19 protein-coding genes are annotated in these 19,237 nt (G+C 34.1%); all 19 read right to left on the minus strand.

What is annotated here, in order from left to right:
- Positions 1–25 precede the first annotated feature (25 nt).
- Positions 26–1,021, minus strand: a complete 996-nt coding sequence (locus BLV68_RS11865) for an ATP-binding protein (protein WP_093754092.1) — start codon at positions 1,019–1,021, stop codon at positions 26–28.
- Entirely contained in the window at positions 1,021–2,112 is a 1,092-nt protein-coding gene (locus tag BLV68_RS11870; RefSeq protein ID WP_093754094.1) for a DnaD domain protein, read from the minus strand. The genes BLV68_RS11865 and BLV68_RS11870 overlap by 1 nt, the downstream gene beginning before the upstream one ends.
- 14 nt (positions 2,113–2,126) lie before the next feature.
- Positions 2,127–3,329 carry an HD-GYP domain-containing protein gene (locus BLV68_RS11875; protein ID WP_093754096.1) on the minus strand — a complete coding sequence of 401 codons (1,203 nt, stop codon included), beginning with the start codon at positions 3,327–3,329 and terminating at the stop codon, positions 2,127–2,129.
- On the minus strand, positions 3,310–3,927 hold the full coding sequence (locus BLV68_RS11880; protein WP_093754098.1) for a GNAT family N-acetyltransferase: 618 nt from the start codon (positions 3,925–3,927) through the stop codon (positions 3,310–3,312). Before BLV68_RS11880 ends, BLV68_RS11875 begins: the two co-directional genes overlap by 20 nt.
- 142 nt (positions 3,928–4,069) lie before the next feature.
- A complete protein-coding gene (gene dnaB, locus BLV68_RS11885; protein ID WP_093754100.1) occupies positions 4,070–5,407 on the minus strand; it encodes a replicative DNA helicase in 1,338 nt (445 codons plus the stop codon).
- Positions 5,408–5,420: 13 nt separating this feature from the next.
- Positions 5,421–5,867, minus strand: coding sequence for a 50S ribosomal protein L9 (gene rplI / locus BLV68_RS11890; RefSeq protein ID WP_093754102.1), 447 nt, complete (start codon positions 5,865–5,867; stop codon positions 5,421–5,423).
- Positions 5,864–7,864 (minus strand): DHH family phosphoesterase, encoded by a 2,001-nt coding sequence (locus BLV68_RS11895; RefSeq protein WP_093754104.1) that lies wholly within the window; start codon positions 7,862–7,864, stop codon positions 5,864–5,866. Before BLV68_RS11895 ends, rplI begins: the two co-directional genes overlap by 4 nt.
- Positions 7,865–7,884: 20 nt before the next feature.
- The gene (locus BLV68_RS11900) at positions 7,885–8,823 is read right to left on the minus strand and encodes a DUF2232 domain-containing protein (protein ID WP_093754106.1); all 939 of its coding nucleotides are present in this window, start codon (positions 8,821–8,823) and stop codon (positions 7,885–7,887) included.
- A gap of 19 nt (positions 8,824–8,842) precedes the next feature.
- Positions 8,843–9,163: a MazG-like family protein gene (locus BLV68_RS11905; RefSeq protein ID WP_234949910.1), complete on the minus strand. Its 321-nt coding sequence runs from the start codon at positions 9,161–9,163 to the stop codon at positions 8,843–8,845.
- 98 nt (positions 9,164–9,261) lie between these two features.
- Positions 9,262–9,486, minus strand: coding sequence for a 30S ribosomal protein S18 (rpsR, locus tag BLV68_RS11910; RefSeq protein ID WP_093754110.1), 225 nt, complete (start codon positions 9,484–9,486; stop codon positions 9,262–9,264).
- Positions 9,487–9,501: 15 nt separating this feature from the next.
- Positions 9,502–9,933: a single-stranded DNA-binding protein gene (locus tag BLV68_RS11915; RefSeq protein ID WP_093754112.1), complete on the minus strand. Its 432-nt coding sequence runs from the start codon at positions 9,931–9,933 to the stop codon at positions 9,502–9,504.
- Between the two features lie 20 nt (positions 9,934–9,953).
- Positions 9,954–10,238, minus strand: coding sequence for a 30S ribosomal protein S6 (rpsF, locus tag BLV68_RS11920; RefSeq protein WP_093754114.1), 285 nt, complete (start codon positions 10,236–10,238; stop codon positions 9,954–9,956).
- Between the two features lie 101 nt (positions 10,239–10,339).
- The gene (locus BLV68_RS11925; RefSeq protein ID WP_093754116.1) at positions 10,340–12,400 is read right to left on the minus strand and encodes a methyl-accepting chemotaxis protein; all 2,061 of its coding nucleotides are present in this window, start codon (positions 12,398–12,400) and stop codon (positions 10,340–10,342) included.
- 281 nt (positions 12,401–12,681) lie between these two features.
- Positions 12,682–13,563, minus strand: a complete 882-nt coding sequence (locus tag BLV68_RS11930) for a sulfite exporter TauE/SafE family protein (RefSeq protein WP_093754118.1) — start codon at positions 13,561–13,563, stop codon at positions 12,682–12,684.
- 204 nt (positions 13,564–13,767) lie between these two features.
- Positions 13,768–14,775 (minus strand): proline racemase, encoded by a 1,008-nt coding sequence (locus BLV68_RS11935; protein WP_093754120.1) that lies wholly within the window; start codon positions 14,773–14,775, stop codon positions 13,768–13,770.
- Positions 14,776–14,919: 144 nt separating this feature from the next.
- Positions 14,920–15,645 (minus strand): D-proline reductase (dithiol) protein PrdB, encoded by a 726-nt coding sequence (prdB, locus tag BLV68_RS16145; RefSeq protein ID WP_093754122.1) that lies wholly within the window; start codon positions 15,643–15,645, stop codon positions 14,920–14,922.
- 17 nt (positions 15,646–15,662) lie between these two features.
- Positions 15,663–15,863 carry a CBO2463/CBO2479 domain-containing protein gene (locus BLV68_RS11945; RefSeq protein WP_093754124.1) on the minus strand — a complete coding sequence of 67 codons (201 nt, stop codon included), beginning with the start codon at positions 15,861–15,863 and terminating at the stop codon, positions 15,663–15,665.
- 8 nt (positions 15,864–15,871) lie between these two features.
- Positions 15,872–17,746 carry a D-proline reductase (dithiol) proprotein PrdA gene (prdA, locus tag BLV68_RS11950; RefSeq protein ID WP_093754126.1) on the minus strand — a complete coding sequence of 625 codons (1,875 nt, stop codon included), beginning with the start codon at positions 17,744–17,746 and terminating at the stop codon, positions 15,872–15,874.
- 12 nt (positions 17,747–17,758) lie between these two features.
- Entirely contained in the window at positions 17,759–19,045 is a 1,287-nt protein-coding gene (prdC, locus tag BLV68_RS11955) for a proline reductase-associated electron transfer protein PrdC (RefSeq protein ID WP_268807637.1), read from the minus strand.
- Between the last annotated feature and the right edge of the window lie 192 nt (positions 19,046–19,237).

A 19,237-nucleotide genomic window follows, 5' to 3' on the forward strand; every position in this document is an offset into this window, starting at 1 on the left:
TAGGTGCTTACCTGTTGGTAGGCACCTATTTTGCTTCCCATCTATAATACCTTAAATCGGGACCAAAAAATTTTAAAGGTATGAACCTATCTAATATTCTTGAAAATACCCGCTCCGTATAGATTTCAGAAATCTCCTTTGGAGTTAAATTGGTGGATATGATGGTTTTAGTATTGTTTATCAATCTGGTATTGACTATGTTGAAAATCTCCGCATTGGTGAAGGCATTGGATAGTTCCGTTCCTAAATCATCTATTATCAATAAGTCCGCTTCAAATAATAAATCATACTCCCAATCATTGAATCTTTCAGAATCTCTGCCAAACCTTCGTTTTTCTATTATTTCAAGGATCCTAAATGCAGTTTGGTATATAACTATCTTATTTTTATCCAATAGAGCCTTAGCAATACAGTTACACATGAATGTTTTCCCTAAACCAGTAGAACCATAAAATAATAGGTTTTCCCCGTTCTTATCATCAAAATTGCTAACAAAGCCTTCGCATATACTAGTTATATTAGCCATATTTTCTCTAGGAGTCATGGTTTCCCCTTCTACTGGCTCATTTGGAAATATATTTATATTAAAGGTTTGGAAGTTTTCCCTCTCTAGTACATCCTCAATATTGGACATCTTATAGGCCTTATTTATAAGGGCTTGCTTTAGGCAGCTACACTTATCACCATTGGATAAATAGCCTGTATCATAACATTTTTTACATTCATATATAGGCTCAAGATAGTCTAATGGAATATTGTTTTCAGTTAGAAGATAGGCCTTTTCCATCTTTAATTTCTCAATTTCCTTTTTTACCCTTTCCATGTTTTCTATATAGTTCCCAGGATTTTCGATCACAGCCTTAGATATCTGTAATCCCATTTCCCGTATGGTCCTATCTATTTCCCTAATTCTGGGAATTTTGTTGTAAATCCTTTGAATCCTGATATTCTGTTCATAGATAGCCCTGTCCCTCTTCTTTTCATATTCCATCAGAATATCTCTTAAAATCTGGTCATACATTATTTGCCTTCTCCCTTTCCTTTAAAATAATATTCTTCCCGCTTTCTCCTGGCAATCTCCTCAAGCTGTTCAGCTGTATAATTTGAGGTTCTCTGTTGGAAATTATGAAACTTAGTTTTTATGGGTTTTACTTTTTCGACCTTATAATCCGCCCTATCCTTTTTATTCTGGAGTTTATCCTTTTCTTCTATTTCATCTACCGATTTTATGCCCTTATTATACCAGGAAGTTATAATTCCATCTATATAGTTTATGCTGGGATTTGAGGTCTTTCCTGAATTCTCGCAAGCCTTAAGAACTAAGTCCATGGTAAATTCATATTCTTCAAACCACTTATCGATAACTTTCATTTCTCCAACGCTAGGTAGCCTATTTCCATGTCCCAAATGTTTCAGAATCTTCTCATATCTATAATACTTTTCATCCGTCTTTTTAAAATGTTCCTGCAAGGCTTCCACATTGGTTATACCCTGATCATACCAATTTCTTACAATAGCAGCTACATAATTTATACTCCTCTTTCCCTTTTTCTCTATACCATAAAAGAAGGCCTTTATAATCATATCTGGATTCATGTTATAGTTATAAATCCATTCCAATATCTTTTGTTTTTCATTAGGCACCAAGGGTCTTCTCATTATATAATCTATTTCGTTAAACATATTGTTGATTGCAGGAATCTGATTAGCATCAATTAAGTCTTCTACAGCACATGTATATGTCTTCTTATTCATTTCCTCTCCAACACTAACAGGCCTATAATTATTCTTTATATATAATTGCTTTAAATTCAAAAATTTAACCTTGTAATTGAATTTATCCTCCTTGTTTTCCCATATCTTTTCTATTATTCCCTTCTTCTCCCAAAAATCCCAGGCATTTAATACATCAGACAGGGGTATGTCTAGATGCTTAGCTATAGTCCTATTATCTACATGGATGTTACTATCCTTATCATAGGCATATTTATATCCAAGTAAATATACTTTTACATAGGTACCATTCGCCATAGGCATAAAATCGTTGATAAATATATTCTCAATGGGGGTATCCCCTAAATCGATTTCAGTCGTTTCGATTATAAAGCCCATTTTATCCCTCCTATTTATAATACGACCTGTCTAAAATGGGACAATAGATCCTTGCAGATTTCTCCCCTATCTGCCATGCCTTCCATAATTAGTAGGGCCTCCTTGGGAGACATTTTTGCCCGATAAGGTCTTTCCTCCGTTAGTGCTTGGTATATATCCGCTAAGGCTATTATCTGATCTTCCTTTTTTATACTTTGCCAATCTAGTTTCTCAGGATATCCAGTGCCATTTAGTTTTTCATGATGGTTTCCAGCCCATTCTGCTATATCTTCTAAACCCTTCACATACTTTAAAATCAGCTTTGTATAATAGGCATGGGATTTGATTATCTGAAATTCCTGATCATTTAATTTACCTGGTTTTTCTAGAATCTCTAAAGGAATTACAAACTTTCCAATATCATGTAGATTAGATGCAATAACTAATTTTTCAACCATTATAGGATTATATCCTAAATAGGTGGCAAAATTACCTACAATATTTGAAATTCCCTTAGTGTGTTCATAGGTAAATTTGCTTTTAGCATCTATTAAAAGAGCAAAAGCTTCCGATATCTTATGTAAATCCTTAATGCCTATATAAATGCCCTTTCTGGGTTCCACCATCTGAAGGGCCTGGTCTAAATTAGTTGGCCTTAAATCGAACCAAAATTTTTCCTTCTTTGCCACTTCATAAAATATCTCACATACTTCTTTTTTAAATCGCTTATCTTTATGTTTGCCCAACCATTTATCTATATGGTCTAAATTTGCGATATAAGTATCATCTTCCATTTTTCTTAAAAAGAAAAGCTCAAAATAGTCTGCCAGGCTGATTATCTGACAAGCTAAAGGAATTTCCTCCCCTTTTAAACCATAGGGGCCTGTCCCCTGCCATTCCTCATGGTGATGCAATATATATTCCTTTATTTTCCCCATAAAAGATAGTTTATCCAGTATCTTGTAGCCATAATAGCAGTGTTCCCTTTTTAATTCTTCTTCAAAATGAATCTGGTCAACGCTGTATTTAGATAAATAACCTGCCATGCCTATGTCGTGGATAAGGGCAGCATAGTATATATCTGCAGCTTCCTCGTCATTTAGTTCCATTTCCTCCGCTATACAATAAGCTATGTAAGCAGTTCTTCTGGAGTGGTTATAGTATCTGTTTTCAGCTACCTCTAATGAAAAGGATAAGCTATTTAATAATTGGCTTAGCTTAATATTTAAATTTCCCATTAAGTTCCTCCTGTATTTTGAAAAAAGCCTTTCTATCTACCTTCATCTTATATACATAATTATATACTTTTCTATCTATTATTACAAAAGCAGATCTTTCTTGAATGAAATAAGGATTATTAAAATCTATATTTTGATCGAAAAATTCCTTTAAGTATCTGTCTATTATTCTAAACCCGCATTTTTCATAACACCTAATAGCCCTCTTATTAAATTGAGCTACTTCCAAAAATAATCTTTTCATTCCCATTTGAAAAAAATAGTATTTTAAATAGGTTGTAATGGTTTCCGTACCATAACCTTTATTTACGTAATTGGGATCAAATACTATTCCTAGTACTGCATCCCTCCAGAGTTTCCTTATATTCTTAATTCCCATATAGCCAATAAATCTGTTTTCTTCATTAAATATGCTATAGTATTTCCTGTCCCTGCTGCCAGTTTTATAATGATACCATTCTTTTATTTCCTCATCGGTTACCGAGGGTAGATTATAATCGTAAAGCAAGGGGTTTTTATGGACCCCCCAACGCCTCATATAATAAGCATCTTCTAATTTTAAAGGAAGTATCTTTACCCTTTCTCCTCTTATTTCCATAGATAATCCTCTTCCATCAGTAATTTTAGAAATTAATACTTCGAAGAAGAACTTATCTTCTTCGAAGTATTAGCTTTGCTGGTTCAATTATAATAGCTTTTTTCCGAACAGTACATATTTACCCAGGAAGAACCTTTAGTAACTACTCTCTTATATTCTCCTTGTTTAAGAATTTAGTAAATTCTTTTTTCCAGACCAATTCCACAACGCCTGTTGGTCCATTCCTATGCTTAGCAATTATTACCTCACCTATATTCTTCTTATCCGAATCATTATGGTAGTATTCGTCTCTATATAAGAATAATACTACATCGGCATCCTGCTCTATGGCTCCCGACTCCCTTAAATCTGAAAGGATAGGTCTATGATCAGAACGAAGTTCTGGGGCCCTGGAAAGCTGGGATAAGGCTATTACGGGACATTCTATTTCCTTGGCCAAAGCTTTTAATCCTCTTGATATTGCAGATATCTCCTGCTGCCTGTTTTCATACCTGCTATCGGATTGCATCAATTGTAAATAATCTATAACAATTAAGTCCAAACCCTTTTCTATCTTCAGCCTTCTACATTTTGCTTTCATCTCAGTAAGGGATACTCCAGCAGTATCATCGATAAAAACCTTTGCTTGGGACAAGGGCGCCATAGCATCTATTATTCTAATCCACTCATCTTCGCTTAATCTACCGCTGATTATCTTCTGTAAGTCCACATGGGCAACAGAACTGATCATCCTCTGAACCAGTTGCTCTTTAGACATTTCCAAAGAAAATATGGCTACACTAGCTCCTGCCTTAAGTGCCGAATTAATAGCGATATTGATTCCCAATGCGGTCTTTCCCATGGAAGGCCTCGCTGCCAATAGTATAAGGTCTGATTTTTGTAAACCAGATAACTTTCTATCTAAATCTATAAATCCTGTGGTAAGACCTGTCAATTCTCCTTCCCTTGCTGCCATCTCTTCAATTTTAGAAAAACTATCTAATAATACCTGCTTTATAGGAGCAAATCCATCTCTATGGCGACTCTGAGTTATGTCGAATATGCTCTTTTCAGCCTCCTCTATAATTTGATTTACATCTTCGCTACCCTCATAGCTTTTCGCCATTATATCGTCACAGGATTTGATTAATCGCCTTAATATGGACTTTTCCTTAACTATATCGCAATAATATTTTACATTAGAAGTTATAGCTACCCCACCTGTTAATTCAGCAAGATAGGTAACACCACCTAAATTCTCTAGAGTTCCTCTTCTCTTTAATTCCTCCGATAGGGTAATAAGGTCCACTGGTTCATTTCTATTGAATAATTCTATTATAGCTTTAAATATCTCCTTATTTCCTTCTTTGTAAAAATCTTCTGCATGTAGATGCTCTATAGCCGTATTAATAGCTTCCTTATTTAAAATCATAGCACCTAGTACGGATTGTTCAGCTTCTAAACTATGAGGTGGGATTTTCCCAAATGCATACGCTTCTATTTAAATCACCCCATTATCCTTCTATTACTTTAACCTTTAAACTAGCAGTAATTTCTGGGTAAACCCTTATTTCAACTGAGGTTTCACCTATGGATTTAATATTATCTTTTAATTCAATCTTCTTCCTATCTATTTCTATTTTATGCTGTTTTTTCAAAGCTTCAGCTATATCCTTGGAAGTAATGGAACCAAATAGTTTTCCACCCTCTCCAGACTTCCCTTTCAATTCAACAGTTAGACTTTCGATCTTTTCTTTTAATTTTAACGCTTTTTCTCGTTCCTTCCTTTGCTCTTCTGCTTCAATCTTCTTTCTTTCTTCCCATTTCTTTAGATTATTTGGTGTAGCCTCTATGGCTAAATTCTTAGGAAATAGATAATTTCTTGCATATCCATCCTTTGCATTAACTAAGTCTCCTGCTTTTCCTAAACCCTTTACATCCTTTAATAAAATTATTTTCATTCCTTTTCACCTTCCTTTAAATATTCATCTATGGTTTCAATAAGCATATCTTCTACCTGTTTTATGGTCTTACCTTCTATTTGAGTTCCAGCACTGGTTAAATGCCCTCCCCCTCCTAATTTCTCTAATATTAATTGAGCAGATATATTCCCTAAAGATCTGCCGCTTATATGAACCTTATCTTCCCAGCGAGTTAAGACGAAAGAAGCTTCTACTCCATTTATATTCAATAGGTCATTAGCAGATTGAGCTGCAATTAATATTGAATCTTCCAAGTCCTCTTCTAACCTACCAATAGCTACTTTCCCAAAAACAATCTTTGAATTTTTTATCACATCTGCCTTTTGCAAAAATACATTAAAATCATCTCTAAATAATTGTCTTACATTTGTTGTATCAGCACCTGCTCTCTTTAATATGGAAGCAGCCTCAAAAGTTCTAACTCCCGTTTGGAATGTAAAATTCTTAGTATCTACGGCTATGCCAGCCAAAAGAGCATCAGCTTCAAATTTAGTCATTTCTAGCTTATCCGACATATAGTAAAGTATTTCTGTTACCAATTCACAAGTGGATGAAGCATAGGGCTCTAGATAAGTTAGAACTGGATCTTCGATAAACTCAGCTCCCCTCCTATGATGATCGATTAATACTATCTTATCCGTCATACCTAAAAGTTCTGGTACTTCTGCAAAGCTAGGCCTGTGATTATCTACAACTATCAGAAGGGAAGATCTATTTACCATATCTATAGCATCGTCAGGACTCAATATTAGGTTTAAATACTCTGGCTCCTCCTTGATCATTCTATCATATATGTTCTTAATGGATGGATTTATCCCTCCTAATACGAAATAAGCTTTTTTACTCCTGTTCTTTGCAGCCCTAATTATACCTATGCTGGCCCCAAAGGAATCCATATCTGCATTTTTATGTCCCATAACAATTACTTCTCCCGCTTGATCAATTAATTGCATTAATGCATGGGCAATAACTCTAGATCTAACCTTATTTCTCTTTTCTATAGCCTTGGTCTTGCCTCCATAAAAGCTTAAATTGTTTTTATCCTTTATGACTGCCTGGTCTCCACCTCTACCTAAAGCAATGTCTATAGCTGCTCTAGCATATTGATAATTTTCATTGGGATTCTTGCCATTTATTCCTACTCCCATACTTAAAGTTATTGCTATGGGATTTCCTTTATCAATCTCTCTAATCTGATCTAATATGTCAAATTTCCTGTTCTGAATTTCCTTCAAATCCCTGTTATGAAATATGAGCATGTATTTATCGCTTTCATATTTTCGCATAAGTCCATTGTGCATGGTAGTGTATGCCCTTATTACCTTATCTATTTCTGCTAATACAATAGGCCTGCTCATCTCAGGAGTGGCATTCTTTATTTCATCGTAGTTGTCTACATAGGCTAGGCAAACTGCTGACATTTCATCCTTGTACTTATTATATAGGAGAACCTGATCCGATTTATTTATCCAATAAAGCATTATAATATTTTCCTTTGTACTGATAGACTTTTTATTATCTACAATATTATAATGAACTTCATAATATTGGTTCTTATGCGTTATTTCCAATGGCCTTTTATCCTGATCCTTTATTATATCTTCTAATTTCAGTTGAGGTAGCAATTCATCTATTCTCTTATTCAATATATCCTCAGATTCAAATAGGTCTTTAAACCTAGTATTATACCAAGATATAGTCCCATCCATATCTAATAATACTAATGGGAAGGGCATATTAAATACAGCATGTTTAGTGGCAGAATCAAATTCTTCCGACAGACCTTCTATATATTTTGTCCATTCCCTTTCTCTGTCCCTAAGGGTAACTATATATTTATAGATTAGATAGCCTAAAGCTGCTGTCAACAATAATGCAAGTAAAGGTTGATAATAGGCTATTATTGCTATTAGAACTCCTATAATTATTAGATAGGTTTTTCCATCCTTCCATTTAAAAAAGTTATTATTATCCATAATTTTCCTCCTAATAGGAATTAGGAATATTTCCTTAAACCTCTAAAATCAAATATGATATCCAATACCCCGATAAAGGGCATAATACCTATAATGGGTAGAATCAAAAAAACATAAATAAGTAGCCGAAGAATAATCTTAACATTTTTTATCTTCAACTTATAGTCTATAACTGCCAATCCCTGGGTTAAAAATAAGAAGGATACTATTGCAGTTAAGTTTATAAATATGGTTTCATAATAAAATATCTCAAGTTTTTTAATTATAAAAGCTCCCAAAAACATTAGGCCTGTTCCTAATAAAAAGTTATTAGGAAGTTTGAATTTAGAAAATCTAGGGATGGAAACTACCCCATATCCAAGCCTACTGAGGAGCAAGGTAGCTAATAAAAAATTTAAATAGGCAATGATTAAAGAAAAAATCATTGTTAATGCTGGTACAGTCAAAATCAAATATTCAAACCGCTCCTCTAAAAATTCCCTTGCCTTTAGGATTTCATAATTGGAAGAACCTATGTCCTTCAATACATCTATCCAATAGTTAATTGTTTGATTGGATATATCTGATAATTGACCGATAATGCTTATGCCAGTCATATTTTTGCTAATATTTATCATTAACAAAATTGAAAATAAAAAAATTAAAGTATTAATGCATAAAATGGTTAGAGAATCCCTCCTACTTTTCATGGTGTAGATAAGGGATAAGCACAAGGGAGCAAACATCACAAATATTAATATTCCTGATACCATATCTAACATTAAACCAGTGGATACCGCTGATAAAATTAATGCTAATAAAGCGTGATTTATGTCATATTTAAATCCTAATAAAATGAAGGGCAATGGATATAAAAACATGAATCCAGTAAAATAATAGGTTCCCATGAACATTAATATTAATGAAGTGGTTATTGTAAATATAAACTCTACTATTTTCCTTTTATAATCTATTTTCAATATATTCACCTCTTCACAATCAATTCCTATTGGATTTCAAAAAAACCAATAATTCATTCAAATCTCCATACCATTTCTCTATTTTATGCCCTTCTAAAATATTCAATTTTATCTTATCTATAAGGTTTGAGCTTATATCCTCATAGCCTATTCCTAGCCTTTTACCAAGTAAATAGGATAATAGTATCATATTAGCTATTAAGTCCTCTATATCCTCTTTGATATAGTCTTCCCCTTTTGACAGCAATTGATAAATCTGGGCAATATTAGATAATATTTCGCTTTTTAGCCATTCTATAGTCCTTAGATTTTTTATTATATCCATATTATTCTGGTCCATAATTTCACCCTTTAATTAATAATCATAAAAACAACCTTATTAAAATAATACAAAGTATAATATTATATGTCAAATAAAAAAGAGAGGTTACTCCTCTCCTAGTCTGCACTATATGGTAACAAAGCAACTTGCCTTGCTCTTTTTATTGCCGTAGTCAATTCTCTTTGATGTTTTGCACAGTTACCAGAAATCCTTCTTGGAAGGATCTTTCCTCTCTCAGTAATATATTTTTTCAATCTATTTATATCTTTATAATCTATATATTCAACTTTGTCTTGACAAAAGCTACACACTCTTTTTCTTGGTTTAAACCTTCTTTGCACCTTTCTCCCTCCTTCTTAGAATGGAATATTATCGTCATCTACTGGCTCGAATCCATCTATTCCTGAAAAATCTAAATCTCCGCTATCAAAACCTGTATTGTTATCATTACCCCACTCTAGGAATTGAACTCTATCTGCTACTACTTCAGTTACATATCTTCTTGAACCATCTTTGGCGTCATAGGATCTAGACTGAAGTCTGCCTTGAATAGCAGCAAGCCTTCCTTTGGTTAGGTAATTTGCACAATGTTCAGCTTGTTTACCCCATACTACAATATTTATGAAATCTGCTGTCGGCTGTCCTTTAGCTTCCATTTCCTGTTTTTTCTCCCTGGACAACTGTTTATCTACAGCTAGACTAAAAGTTGCAACCGGTGTTCCTGTATTGGGTATATATCTTAATTCTGGATCCCGAGTAAGCCTTCCAATCAATATAACACTATTCACTCAATACACCACCTTGGATTCTATTCATCTTCCCTAATTATCATATGCCTCATTATACCGTCGGTAATTCTGCACACTCTGTCTAGCTCTTTCACAATCGCTGGGGTAGATTCAAAGTTTATGATTGTATAATAGCCCTCTGTGTGGTCATTAATTTCATAAGCCAGCTTTCGAACTCCCCATTCATCTACGTTTGAAATAGTACCATCGGATTCAATAATACCTTTCAATCTATCCAATTGTTGGTTTCTCACTTCATCTTCGAGAGTAGGCACAAATATAATAAGAGCTTCATATTTTCTCATGTATTTCACCTCCTTTTGGACTAACGGCCCTATTAAATAGAGCAAGGATTTATCTATGAAATTATACCATTAATATAAACTTAGTGCAACAGAGTTTTTAATTAAATCTTAAAAAAAGACAATTCATTATTTAGTTCTTCGGCAATTCTGGATAATTCCTCACTGGCACCTGATATTTGTGCCATAGAAGCTGTCTGCTCTTCAACTGATGCTGAAGCTTCTTCAGTACCAGCTGCATTTTCCTGTGAAATAGCAGATAGATTCTCTAAAATTTCGAGTATTTTTTCTTTTTCTTCAATCATTTGACTAGCAAATTTATTAACTGTTTTTATCATTTTTTGCATTTCTTCCAAGGCATAAGCTATTCCATCAAATTTAGCACTGGTTTGTTCTACACCTAAGCTTTGTAGATCAGTTGCTTTTTTCACCTCATTCATAGCATTAACAACAATGGATGTTTTACTAGTTAGGTCATCAATGATTGAACTAATTTCCTCTGTAAATTGAGTTGATTGTTCTGCTAACTTTCTTATTTCATCAGCTACAACTGCAAAACCTCTTCCAGACTCTCCAGCTCTAGCAGCTTCAATTGCAGCATTTAAAGCTAAAAGATTAGTTTGGTCTGATATATTTTTAATCATTTCACTAGCTATTGCAATTTTTTCTACACTCTGATTAGTGTCGTTTATTGCCTTTTCTATTTCTTCTGCAGAACGAATATTAATTTCTGTTTTTTCTATCAAATCTCTTATCAGTTCAGAGCCTTCATTTTTAAGTTGATTAACTTCTATGGTAGAGTTGTTTAATTCTTCCATATAGTTTGTATTTTGAACAACCATATCTCCAAGTTTTGTGGCTGCAAAAAAACCCACTTCCGTATTCTCTGCCTGATCACTAGCACCGCTTGCTATACCTTCTATAACCTTAGATATTTCATCCGCTGCCGCTGCTGATTGTTCAGTAGTTGCAGTTAATTCCTCTGAATGGGTAGCAACGGTTTCAGCTTTTTTTAAAATATTTTCTATAATATTCCTTACTGAGCTTTGCATTATATTTACTGAGTTTGATATTTCACCAAATTCATCCTCTTCCCTTAACAATTGGTCAGATAGATTCTTAGTAAAATCCCCTGAAGCTATCAATTTCAAATGTTCTTTCAATTGGTTAATAGTATTTACAGCATCATGAGATAATCTATATAGTATGACAACTAAAAGAATAATAGCGGCAATTCCTGTTGCAACTATTTGAATAATATTTTTACTAATAGATTTGTTAATATCCTCCATAGAAAAACCAATGCTTACCGCCCCTATAAGTTCATCATCTACAATAGCTGGATATACTAAATCCAAAACTTCAATCTTTTCCTCGCCATATAAATACTCTGATGAATAAGGCTTTTGTTCTCTAATTGCTGAGACAGAGCCTTTATCTTCAGATAAATCTAAACCTATTCGCTCTGTATCGCTGTGGGCAGCAGCCTTTAAATCCTTATCAATAAAAACTGCATATACAATTTCTCTACTTAAAGCTAATTCTTCAACTAACCTTTGATATTTAAACTGTTCAGTTAGGGCATTTATATAATCAGCATTTATCCCCACTTGCACAAAAGTACCATCTGAGTTTTTTATAGCACCATATTTCCTATATGTATTTGAGACTGCATCTTTTCTAATGTCCTCAATTAATTCCGTTTCACTGCTATTCATAAAAGAGTATAGAGGATGGCTCTCATCAAATTTCCAACCTATATTTTTGGGAATATTAGAATATAGTATTACTCCTTCCGAGTTAAAGTAATTTAATTCATCTATGCCCAAATTTGTTGCAACTCTTGTTAACTTTTGGTTATCTAGTTGCTCAAAATCCATGAGAGTCTTAACTGCTTTTCTGATTTCATCTTCTATCATCCAATTAATAGTTTCTAAAGATTTATAATTATCATTTAGGCGCTCTACAAATTGTTCTAATATAAATTGACCATTTTTATGCATTTCTGCAAGTAAGCTATTTCTAACAGAAATGCTTGAAAATATGCTTATTAAGACAATAGATATTATTACTAATGTAATGGGTATTATAATCAATTTTGTTTTTATTGACTTTTTTCTAATGCTCCCACTAGATTGTGTAACTTCTGGTTTTTTACTTCTCATTTAATACTCCTCCTAATTAATTCAATCTAATTAATTCAATGCTTTGCAAAATCAAACGAAAATTGAGGACTCAAATCCTCTGTGTTACAGTGTTTTACTGAAAAACAAATACCTTCCAGAAAGGATTAAGTCCTCATGCAAAAATTATACCAGCAAAACATGGAAAAAACAACAATAAAAACTCCTTTTAAAAAAGAATCCTCTATCAGCCCGACATTCTACCTAATGCAGCTCATCAAAAAATTTTTCTTTAAATTTATTTTACATTATCTTTAACAAAACTATCCTATCTCTGTCGCTCTTGTTGGTTCTTCAACTTTTACTTCCTTCAACATTTTAACACCTGTATAGATAATAATTCCAGTTACTAACCAAGTTAATAAATTAATCGGTAATGATTTCACAATAAAGTATGCTATTAAAACTCCAACCACTCCCCCTGCTGTAAGCCCCATAGATGCCTTCCTATCATATGCTCCTTCTTTAACAAATCTCATACCTGCTGCGGGCATTAAAAATGCGCAAGAACCCATCATTATTGGAAATGCCACCCTAGGACTCATACCTAAAGCGTAAATCAAAGCCATACAAGGAGCGTATAAACCAATACCAACTGTCATAAATGCACCAAGCATGAAGTTTACAACAACTCCAATCACTAATTTAATCCCTGTTAACCCTACTGCCTCACCACCTGATGGCATCCAGCCTAGTTGTCCTGATACCATCAACCCTGCCACTGCTAGTAAAGCAATACCCATTACTAATCTAATTCGATTTACAGGTAGTTTAGAGACGATTCCAGCCGCTACTATAGCACCCAAGGTTGCTGAACCTAATAATAAGGTTAGTGTTAATGGTTCTACTTCTATAGCTCTAATAAATAGAAAGGCTTCTAAAACTACTGGTATTGTGTGTCCAACATTCAATGTTCCTGGCATTGTTTTATCATCTGTCATTTTCCCAATTTTAAATAGTGAAACTGTAGGAGCAAAACTACCAATGCCTAAAGTATCAAAAAAATCCGTTATAAAACCTACTCCTAGAAGCTTGTCCCATCTAGTTGTAGATAAGGAATCTTTATTTTCAAAAAAGTCTTTGAAAAAGTAAATTGCAAATATTCCCGTCAAAATTCCTAGAACTGTAAGGACTAATGTAACCATAATAGACCTCCTTAAAGTTATATTTATCATGTAAATCTAAATAAGAATTCAAAACTCAAACCTTCTATGGTATAATAATCAATGTTAGAAAATAAATATTTTTAAATTTGGGCAGAGAATTTTTTACCATGGTATTTAAAAATTGACTATTTGATAATCTCAAATAAAATCTCCAAAGCTATTTCTCTGCCCTTGTAACAATACCTATCCTAATACAAACCCATACTTAATGGGATCAGAGTCGTCAATTACAAAATGATTAAATCCTGTTATATACGCAGAACCAGTTATCTCGGGTATAATAGCCTTAAACCCTCCAACAGTTACTTCTTCTAATATCCTCCCTTTAAATTTAGTGTTAATTATACTCTCGTATACAAAAGGTTCCCCTATATCTAATTCTCCTTTTGCATATAAAGTAGCCATCTTAGCACTTGTACCGGTTCCACACGGCGATCTGTCTAACTGACCATTTCCAAAAACAACTACATTTTGGAAGTTTGCCTCTTTGGATTTTGGTTCTCCATAAATTTCAACTAAATCTACTGTGTTAATATGTTGTTTGACAGGATGCATTACTGGAATCTCTTTATTTATAAGCTCCTTTAGTTTCATGGCCCTCTCGGATATAATATTTGCATTTTGAGGATCAATTTTAACCTTTAGTTCACTATCTTTTACTATTGCAAAAAAACTACCTCCAAATGAAATATCAAAAGTAACTTTGCCAACATTAGGCAGTTCTAATTGCACATCTTTTTTATACAAAAAAGATGGTACATTTGTAATAGAAACTTCTTGTGCCCTTCCATCTTTAACTTTTATTCTTGATTTAACTAATCCAGCAGGAGTTTCTAATATTATATTTGTATAGGGCTCCTTTACTTCTATCATCCCTGTTTGTACTAGAACAGTAGAGGCTCCAATACTCCCATGTCCGCACATATTTAGATATCCTCCACTATCCATAAAGATAATACCTATATCCGCCTCTGGCGTGGTTGGTTCTGTTATTATAGAGCCAAACATATCATTATGCCCTCTTGGTTCATGCATTATAGCAGTTCTTATATAGTCCAAGTTACTTTCCAAATATTGCTTTTTTTCTTGTATAGTCTTCCCAGGTATAACTGGGACTCCACCCACTACAACTCTGGTGGGTTCTCCCATGGTATGAGAATCAACAGTATGCAAACTTCTTCTAATTTTCATTTTTACTCCCCCTCATATCAAATAAGGTTTTAAATACAAACTTATATCTATTTTTTAGAATTTTTGGTTAAATATGGCTGTTATAGGTTCAAGAATATATAGCTATGACTCCCGATAACAAATTATTGTTTTATACCTAACCTACTATATTTTTGCTTCATATTCATATGGAAGCGGAACTATAGTCCCTGGTGTTTGAATTTTAACTAGTTGTTCTAATGAGTCTTTGACAATATTCGTTTGCATTTTTATATTATTTGGCTCTCCAGCATTTGCACCCATAGGAACCTTAGGCGCTACAATTCTTGGAGAACCATTTTGCCTTGCTACTGGTGGCAATGCAGCGATTAATATTGTGGGAATCCCATTTTCTTCAATTACTCTCTGCAATATCACGGCAGAGCGGTGACAAGTTCCTCAGCCAGCAGTTAATAAAACTGCATCTACATTTTCTTCACGTAATTCTTTTGCTATGCTTGGACCAGTTTCATTTGTGAACTTTTCAACATTCCCTCCACCGCCCATAACTCCAAAGTTAATAGGTGCTAGTGCTTTAATGAAACCCTCTTTTGCCAATTCTTTCATTCTATCTATTGGAAACATACAGTTGATGTCCTTGTTGACATCACTATTGTCATATCCTCCATGGGATACCATTAAATCTTTGCTATCCACATCTCCTGGAATTATTCTGTAGCTAGTATCTCCTGCTAAATTAAATCTTTTATCAGATTTTAAATGGACTCCTGCACAAGTTACTAAAGCAACGGTCATTTCACTTAACTCTTTTGTTACCGGTGTCCATACTGGATCTGGTGTGATGGGCACATATATTTCTGATTTCATGCCCTTTACTAGGGTCATACTCATTTTGCTACCTCCTTTTCCTATTCTAAGACCTCTGGATAAGTCATCATAAATCCTACTTTTTTTCCAGTTACCAATTCACTTTTGCTAATGATCATTCGCTTTGGAATTTTTAAAATCCCTAGACGACCATTTAGCTCTATTTCCACCCCTCCATCATAAACATTCACTATTCTGCCTTGAAAATAATTCTGATTTATATAATTATCTGCTAATGTCATTTTTTCACCTACTCTTCATCTTTTTCGTATATGGTCCTACGTTTCTCACTGATTTTTAAAGACGTTTCATTTACAGGTCTTTCTATTTTTCGACCTGTCACTTTTTCTATTAGCCTTATATTTTCTTCTTTCACATTTGGGTTCCATTTTCTATCAGCCTTCTCTATTTTTTCTCCAGCCATCTTTAACTTCAACATAGCTAACGCTCTTATTGCATCTTCTTGAGTTAAGCAATTGTTACTTAATATTTCGTTCTCTATTCCTTGCCGCGATTTATTCAAATCGATCATTGCATCCATATATTTGTTTCCCACAACTAGTTGACCTTGTACTGCAGCAAAAGTCATTCCAACTACTGGAACTCCCCTCATGCCCACTTGTTCTATATGGCTGGCAAAGTCTATATGGTTGTTACCAAAGCCCTCGGTCGTTACAATAGCACCATCTAAATCCATAGTTTCTATCATAGAACCCAATAATCTAGAAACATAAAACTTCTCTGAATTTGCTTGAGGCGAACCAATAAGTACTACTCCAGCTAAATCTATTTCTTCATCTTCCATAGCTTCCATGACTAATGGCTCTCTCCAGTAATGTCTTGATGTCTCCTTAGATGCAGGTCCAATACAGGTTAAAGCATGGACACATCCATCTAATATCTGTAAAGGTGTTACCACTACAGGCACATTCCCTAAATCCACATTTGCTTTAGCTCCTACAGTTCCCACCGGTTCATCTGGCATCAAGAAATTATCATGCATAGCCCCTTGCCCCATTATTTCCTTTATTATTAAGACCTTCTTCCTATTAGGTCTACGCTTCTGCACTAATTCTTCTACTTTATAAACTAGACTTTCATCTACTTTTTTTAATACTTCTCTTATCTCCTGCGTTATAAAATCTGTTGCTCTATGGACAGACATAGGTCCTGGCCTTTCCATGTTTTTCCCTGCTTTTATGGTAACTTTCGTTTTTATCAGTATTTCTCCCTCATCTGGAGAACCAGGTCTACCAAATAGTATATTCCTATCCATTTCTCCTTCTGATGAACCAAATTCCCCAATCTGTACCCCATTTTCATCAATACCAGTAACAATAACTACTACCCCATCAATAACTCTAGTAATACCCTCGCCTAATTGCCCCTTTTCTTTAACTGCTATTGGTTGGACATCCATTATAGTATCGCTATATTCCCCATACCGGTCAGGAGTTATTATATCTATTTCTAAATCAGTTACTAATTCTTGAGAATCCATAGCATCTTTTGCAATATCCTTTCTTATATATAGGGTGGTTCCTTCTATTTTAGTTTCTTCTCCAAATTCAACTTTATCTATTTTAATATGCTTTCTAACCAACGTTCTTATTATCTTCTCTTCATCAACATTTATCTCCTTATCTGCCGTTGGACAGTTTGACTCTATTGGTAATATACCAGTATCTGGAAAATCACCCCATGAGCAAATAGGAATTTCTAAATTTATATCTTTCCCTTCTCCTATATGAATTCTTACAAATTGGTTATTTGAACTTGCGGGTATGTTTGTTCCTAAACCCTTTTGAAAATCAGTTTCATTTGTTTCCTTTTTGATTTCTTCTCTTACCTCAGAAATCTCTTGTGAAATTTCATTGACCCCATCTACCAAATCTGGTGTAAGGGGGGTTAGCGCTTCAACAGTTTTTAAAAGTTTCTTTCCTAAGACTTGTCCTATGGTTAGACAATTATCTGGAATGTTTATTAACCCCGAATCTTCAAGATCTGGTAATATCTTAGGATCTTCAATATTAGATGGTTTTATCACTTCACCAGCTTCAAATCTACAGCAAGTTACAGCAAAATCATTCTTATGCTCTTCTGCCTGTTCAATAGTTATAGCCATCATATCCCTCCATTACTTCTTTATTTTCCTATATAAGTCTAGGCCATAGGCTCTTAAAACATGGTCTGTACTATGATAAACTGGAACTCCTAACCTAGGAGCTATATCTGAAACCGTGTTAGTTCAGTCCTGACAAGACCCTATTAACAAAACCTCAGCGCCATTCTTTTTCAACTCTAATACCTTCTCTGCCTGACCAGGGCAGACTCCTGGTTTATCACATCTATACCGTTCCCCTACCTTTACCATCCGTTTACATCGAGTACTTGCTACAACATTTGCCCCCATTCCTTCAGCTATCTCTCTTAAACGCTGATCTCCTCCTCCACATTCACAAAGAAGAAGGCCTACATTCCTTTCTTCCTTAGGGAAAGGCATAGTTAAAGCAATTCCTCCACTTGTTTTGGTTATTGGTGAATTTTCATAGCCATGAAATCCGGTAAAGGCACCACCTATAAGGTACTCTCCATGAGGTTTTATTGGTTTCCCAACCTGTTTAATTAAGTCTTTGACCATAGTGCCTATTGGAACATCAAATAGGACTTTTCCACTTTCTGCCCCTTGGATTCGTCCTCCAACGGTGATATCTTTGTCTATTACTGGTTTTCTTTCTTCTATTGCTAGGGTAATATTTTTTAAAGTTTCTACATTACATATGACTGCATTTGCTTCCAATGGTAGCTGGCCCGGTTTTAGTTCTACTCCTAACAATTCCCTTACTATTACTCTTTCATCTCCAGAAGGGTACATATCCGATAAGTATTTAATTTCAATACTAGGATCATCCTTAATAATTTTTGCAATATTTATTAAGGCTCTTTTATTTTTAGGTTTAATTGCAATAATTCCCTTCGAGGCACTGGTTATCTCCATTACATATTTCAAGCCTTTTACTACTATTTCCGGGTTTTCTTCTATATATTTTATATTGTGCCTTAAATTTGGCTCACATTCAGCAGCATTTGCTATTGCAAAACCGCCTTTCAAGGATGTACTTAACTTTATATGTGTTGGAAAACCCGCTCCTCCTGCTCCTACTATACCAGCCTCTTTTATAGTTTCTAAATGGTTAAAAGTATCTTTTATCTTCACATAATCCTTAGGCTGATCATCAGGACCATGGATTTCAATAAAATTTTCTGTTACTTGCTCAACTATTCCTTGCACCGACGAATGCACATTTGCTCCTAATCCATTAGGTACTGCAATTAGTTGTCCTCTATTTACCATTTCTCCTTCTTTCACTATTGGCATTGCTGGCTTTCCAATATGTTGTAATAAGGATATTAAAATTTTCATTATTTCACCTCTCTTTCTTGATTAAAATTTCACTATTTTTTAAGAGCAAAATATATGCCAATATTCTTTTAGAGTATTTATACTGATAAATTTAACCTTATTATTTAAAGAACAAAAAATAAAAAAGGCTTTTTACTAAGCATTGTAGAAAAGCCTTTTTAAAAAAAATATAACTCAACTTTTTAATTTTTG

Origin of the sequence: Tepidimicrobium xylanilyticum (assembly GCF_900106765.1) — a bacterium.
GTDB classification, from domain to species: domain Bacteria; phylum Bacillota; class Clostridia; order Tissierellales; family Tepidimicrobiaceae; genus Tepidimicrobium; species Tepidimicrobium xylanilyticum.

Excerpts from the sequence above, each read along its gene's own strand:
- BLV68_RS11895 (WP_093754104.1), bottom strand. The coding sequence starts at position 7,864 with ATGGATAATAATAACTTTTTTAAATGGAAGGATGGAAAAACCTATCTA.
- rplI (WP_093754102.1), bottom strand. The coding sequence starts at position 5,867 with ATGAAAATAATTTTATTAAAGGATGTAAAGGGTTTAGGAAAAGCAGGA.
- BLV68_RS11935 (WP_093754120.1), bottom strand. The coding sequence starts at position 14,775 with ATGAAAATTAGAAGAAGTTTGCATACTGTTGATTCTCATACCATGGGA.
- BLV68_RS11905 (WP_234949910.1), bottom strand. The coding sequence starts at position 9,163 with ATGGACCAGAATAATATGGATATAATAAAAAATCTAAGGACTATAGAA.
- BLV68_RS11880 (WP_093754098.1), bottom strand. The coding sequence starts at position 3,927 with ATGGAAATAAGAGGAGAAAGGGTAAAGATACTTCCTTTAAAATTAGAA.
- BLV68_RS11875 (WP_093754096.1), bottom strand. The coding sequence starts at position 3,329 with ATGGGAAATTTAAATATTAAGCTAAGCCAATTATTAAATAGCTTATCC.
- BLV68_RS11865 (WP_093754092.1), bottom strand. The coding sequence starts at position 1,021 with ATGTATGACCAGATTTTAAGAGATATTCTGATGGAATATGAAAAGAAG.
- BLV68_RS11870 (WP_093754094.1), bottom strand. The coding sequence starts at position 2,112 with ATGGGCTTTATAATCGAAACGACTGAAATCGATTTAGGGGATACCCCC.
- BLV68_RS11925 (WP_093754116.1), bottom strand. The coding sequence starts at position 12,400 with ATGAGAAGTAAAAAACCAGAAGTTACACAATCTAGTGGGAGCATTAGA.
- BLV68_RS11930 (WP_093754118.1), bottom strand. The coding sequence starts at position 13,563 with ATGGTTACATTAGTCCTTACAGTTCTAGGAATTTTGACGGGAATATTT.
- prdA (WP_093754126.1), bottom strand. The coding sequence starts at position 17,746 with ATGGCTATAACTATTGAACAGGCAGAAGAGCATAAGAATGATTTTGCT.
- rpsF (WP_093754114.1), bottom strand. The coding sequence starts at position 10,238 with ATGAGAAAATATGAAGCTCTTATTATATTTGTGCCTACTCTCGAAGAT.
- BLV68_RS11945 (WP_093754124.1), bottom strand. The coding sequence starts at position 15,863 with ATGACATTAGCAGATAATTATATAAATCAGAATTATTTTCAAGGCAGA.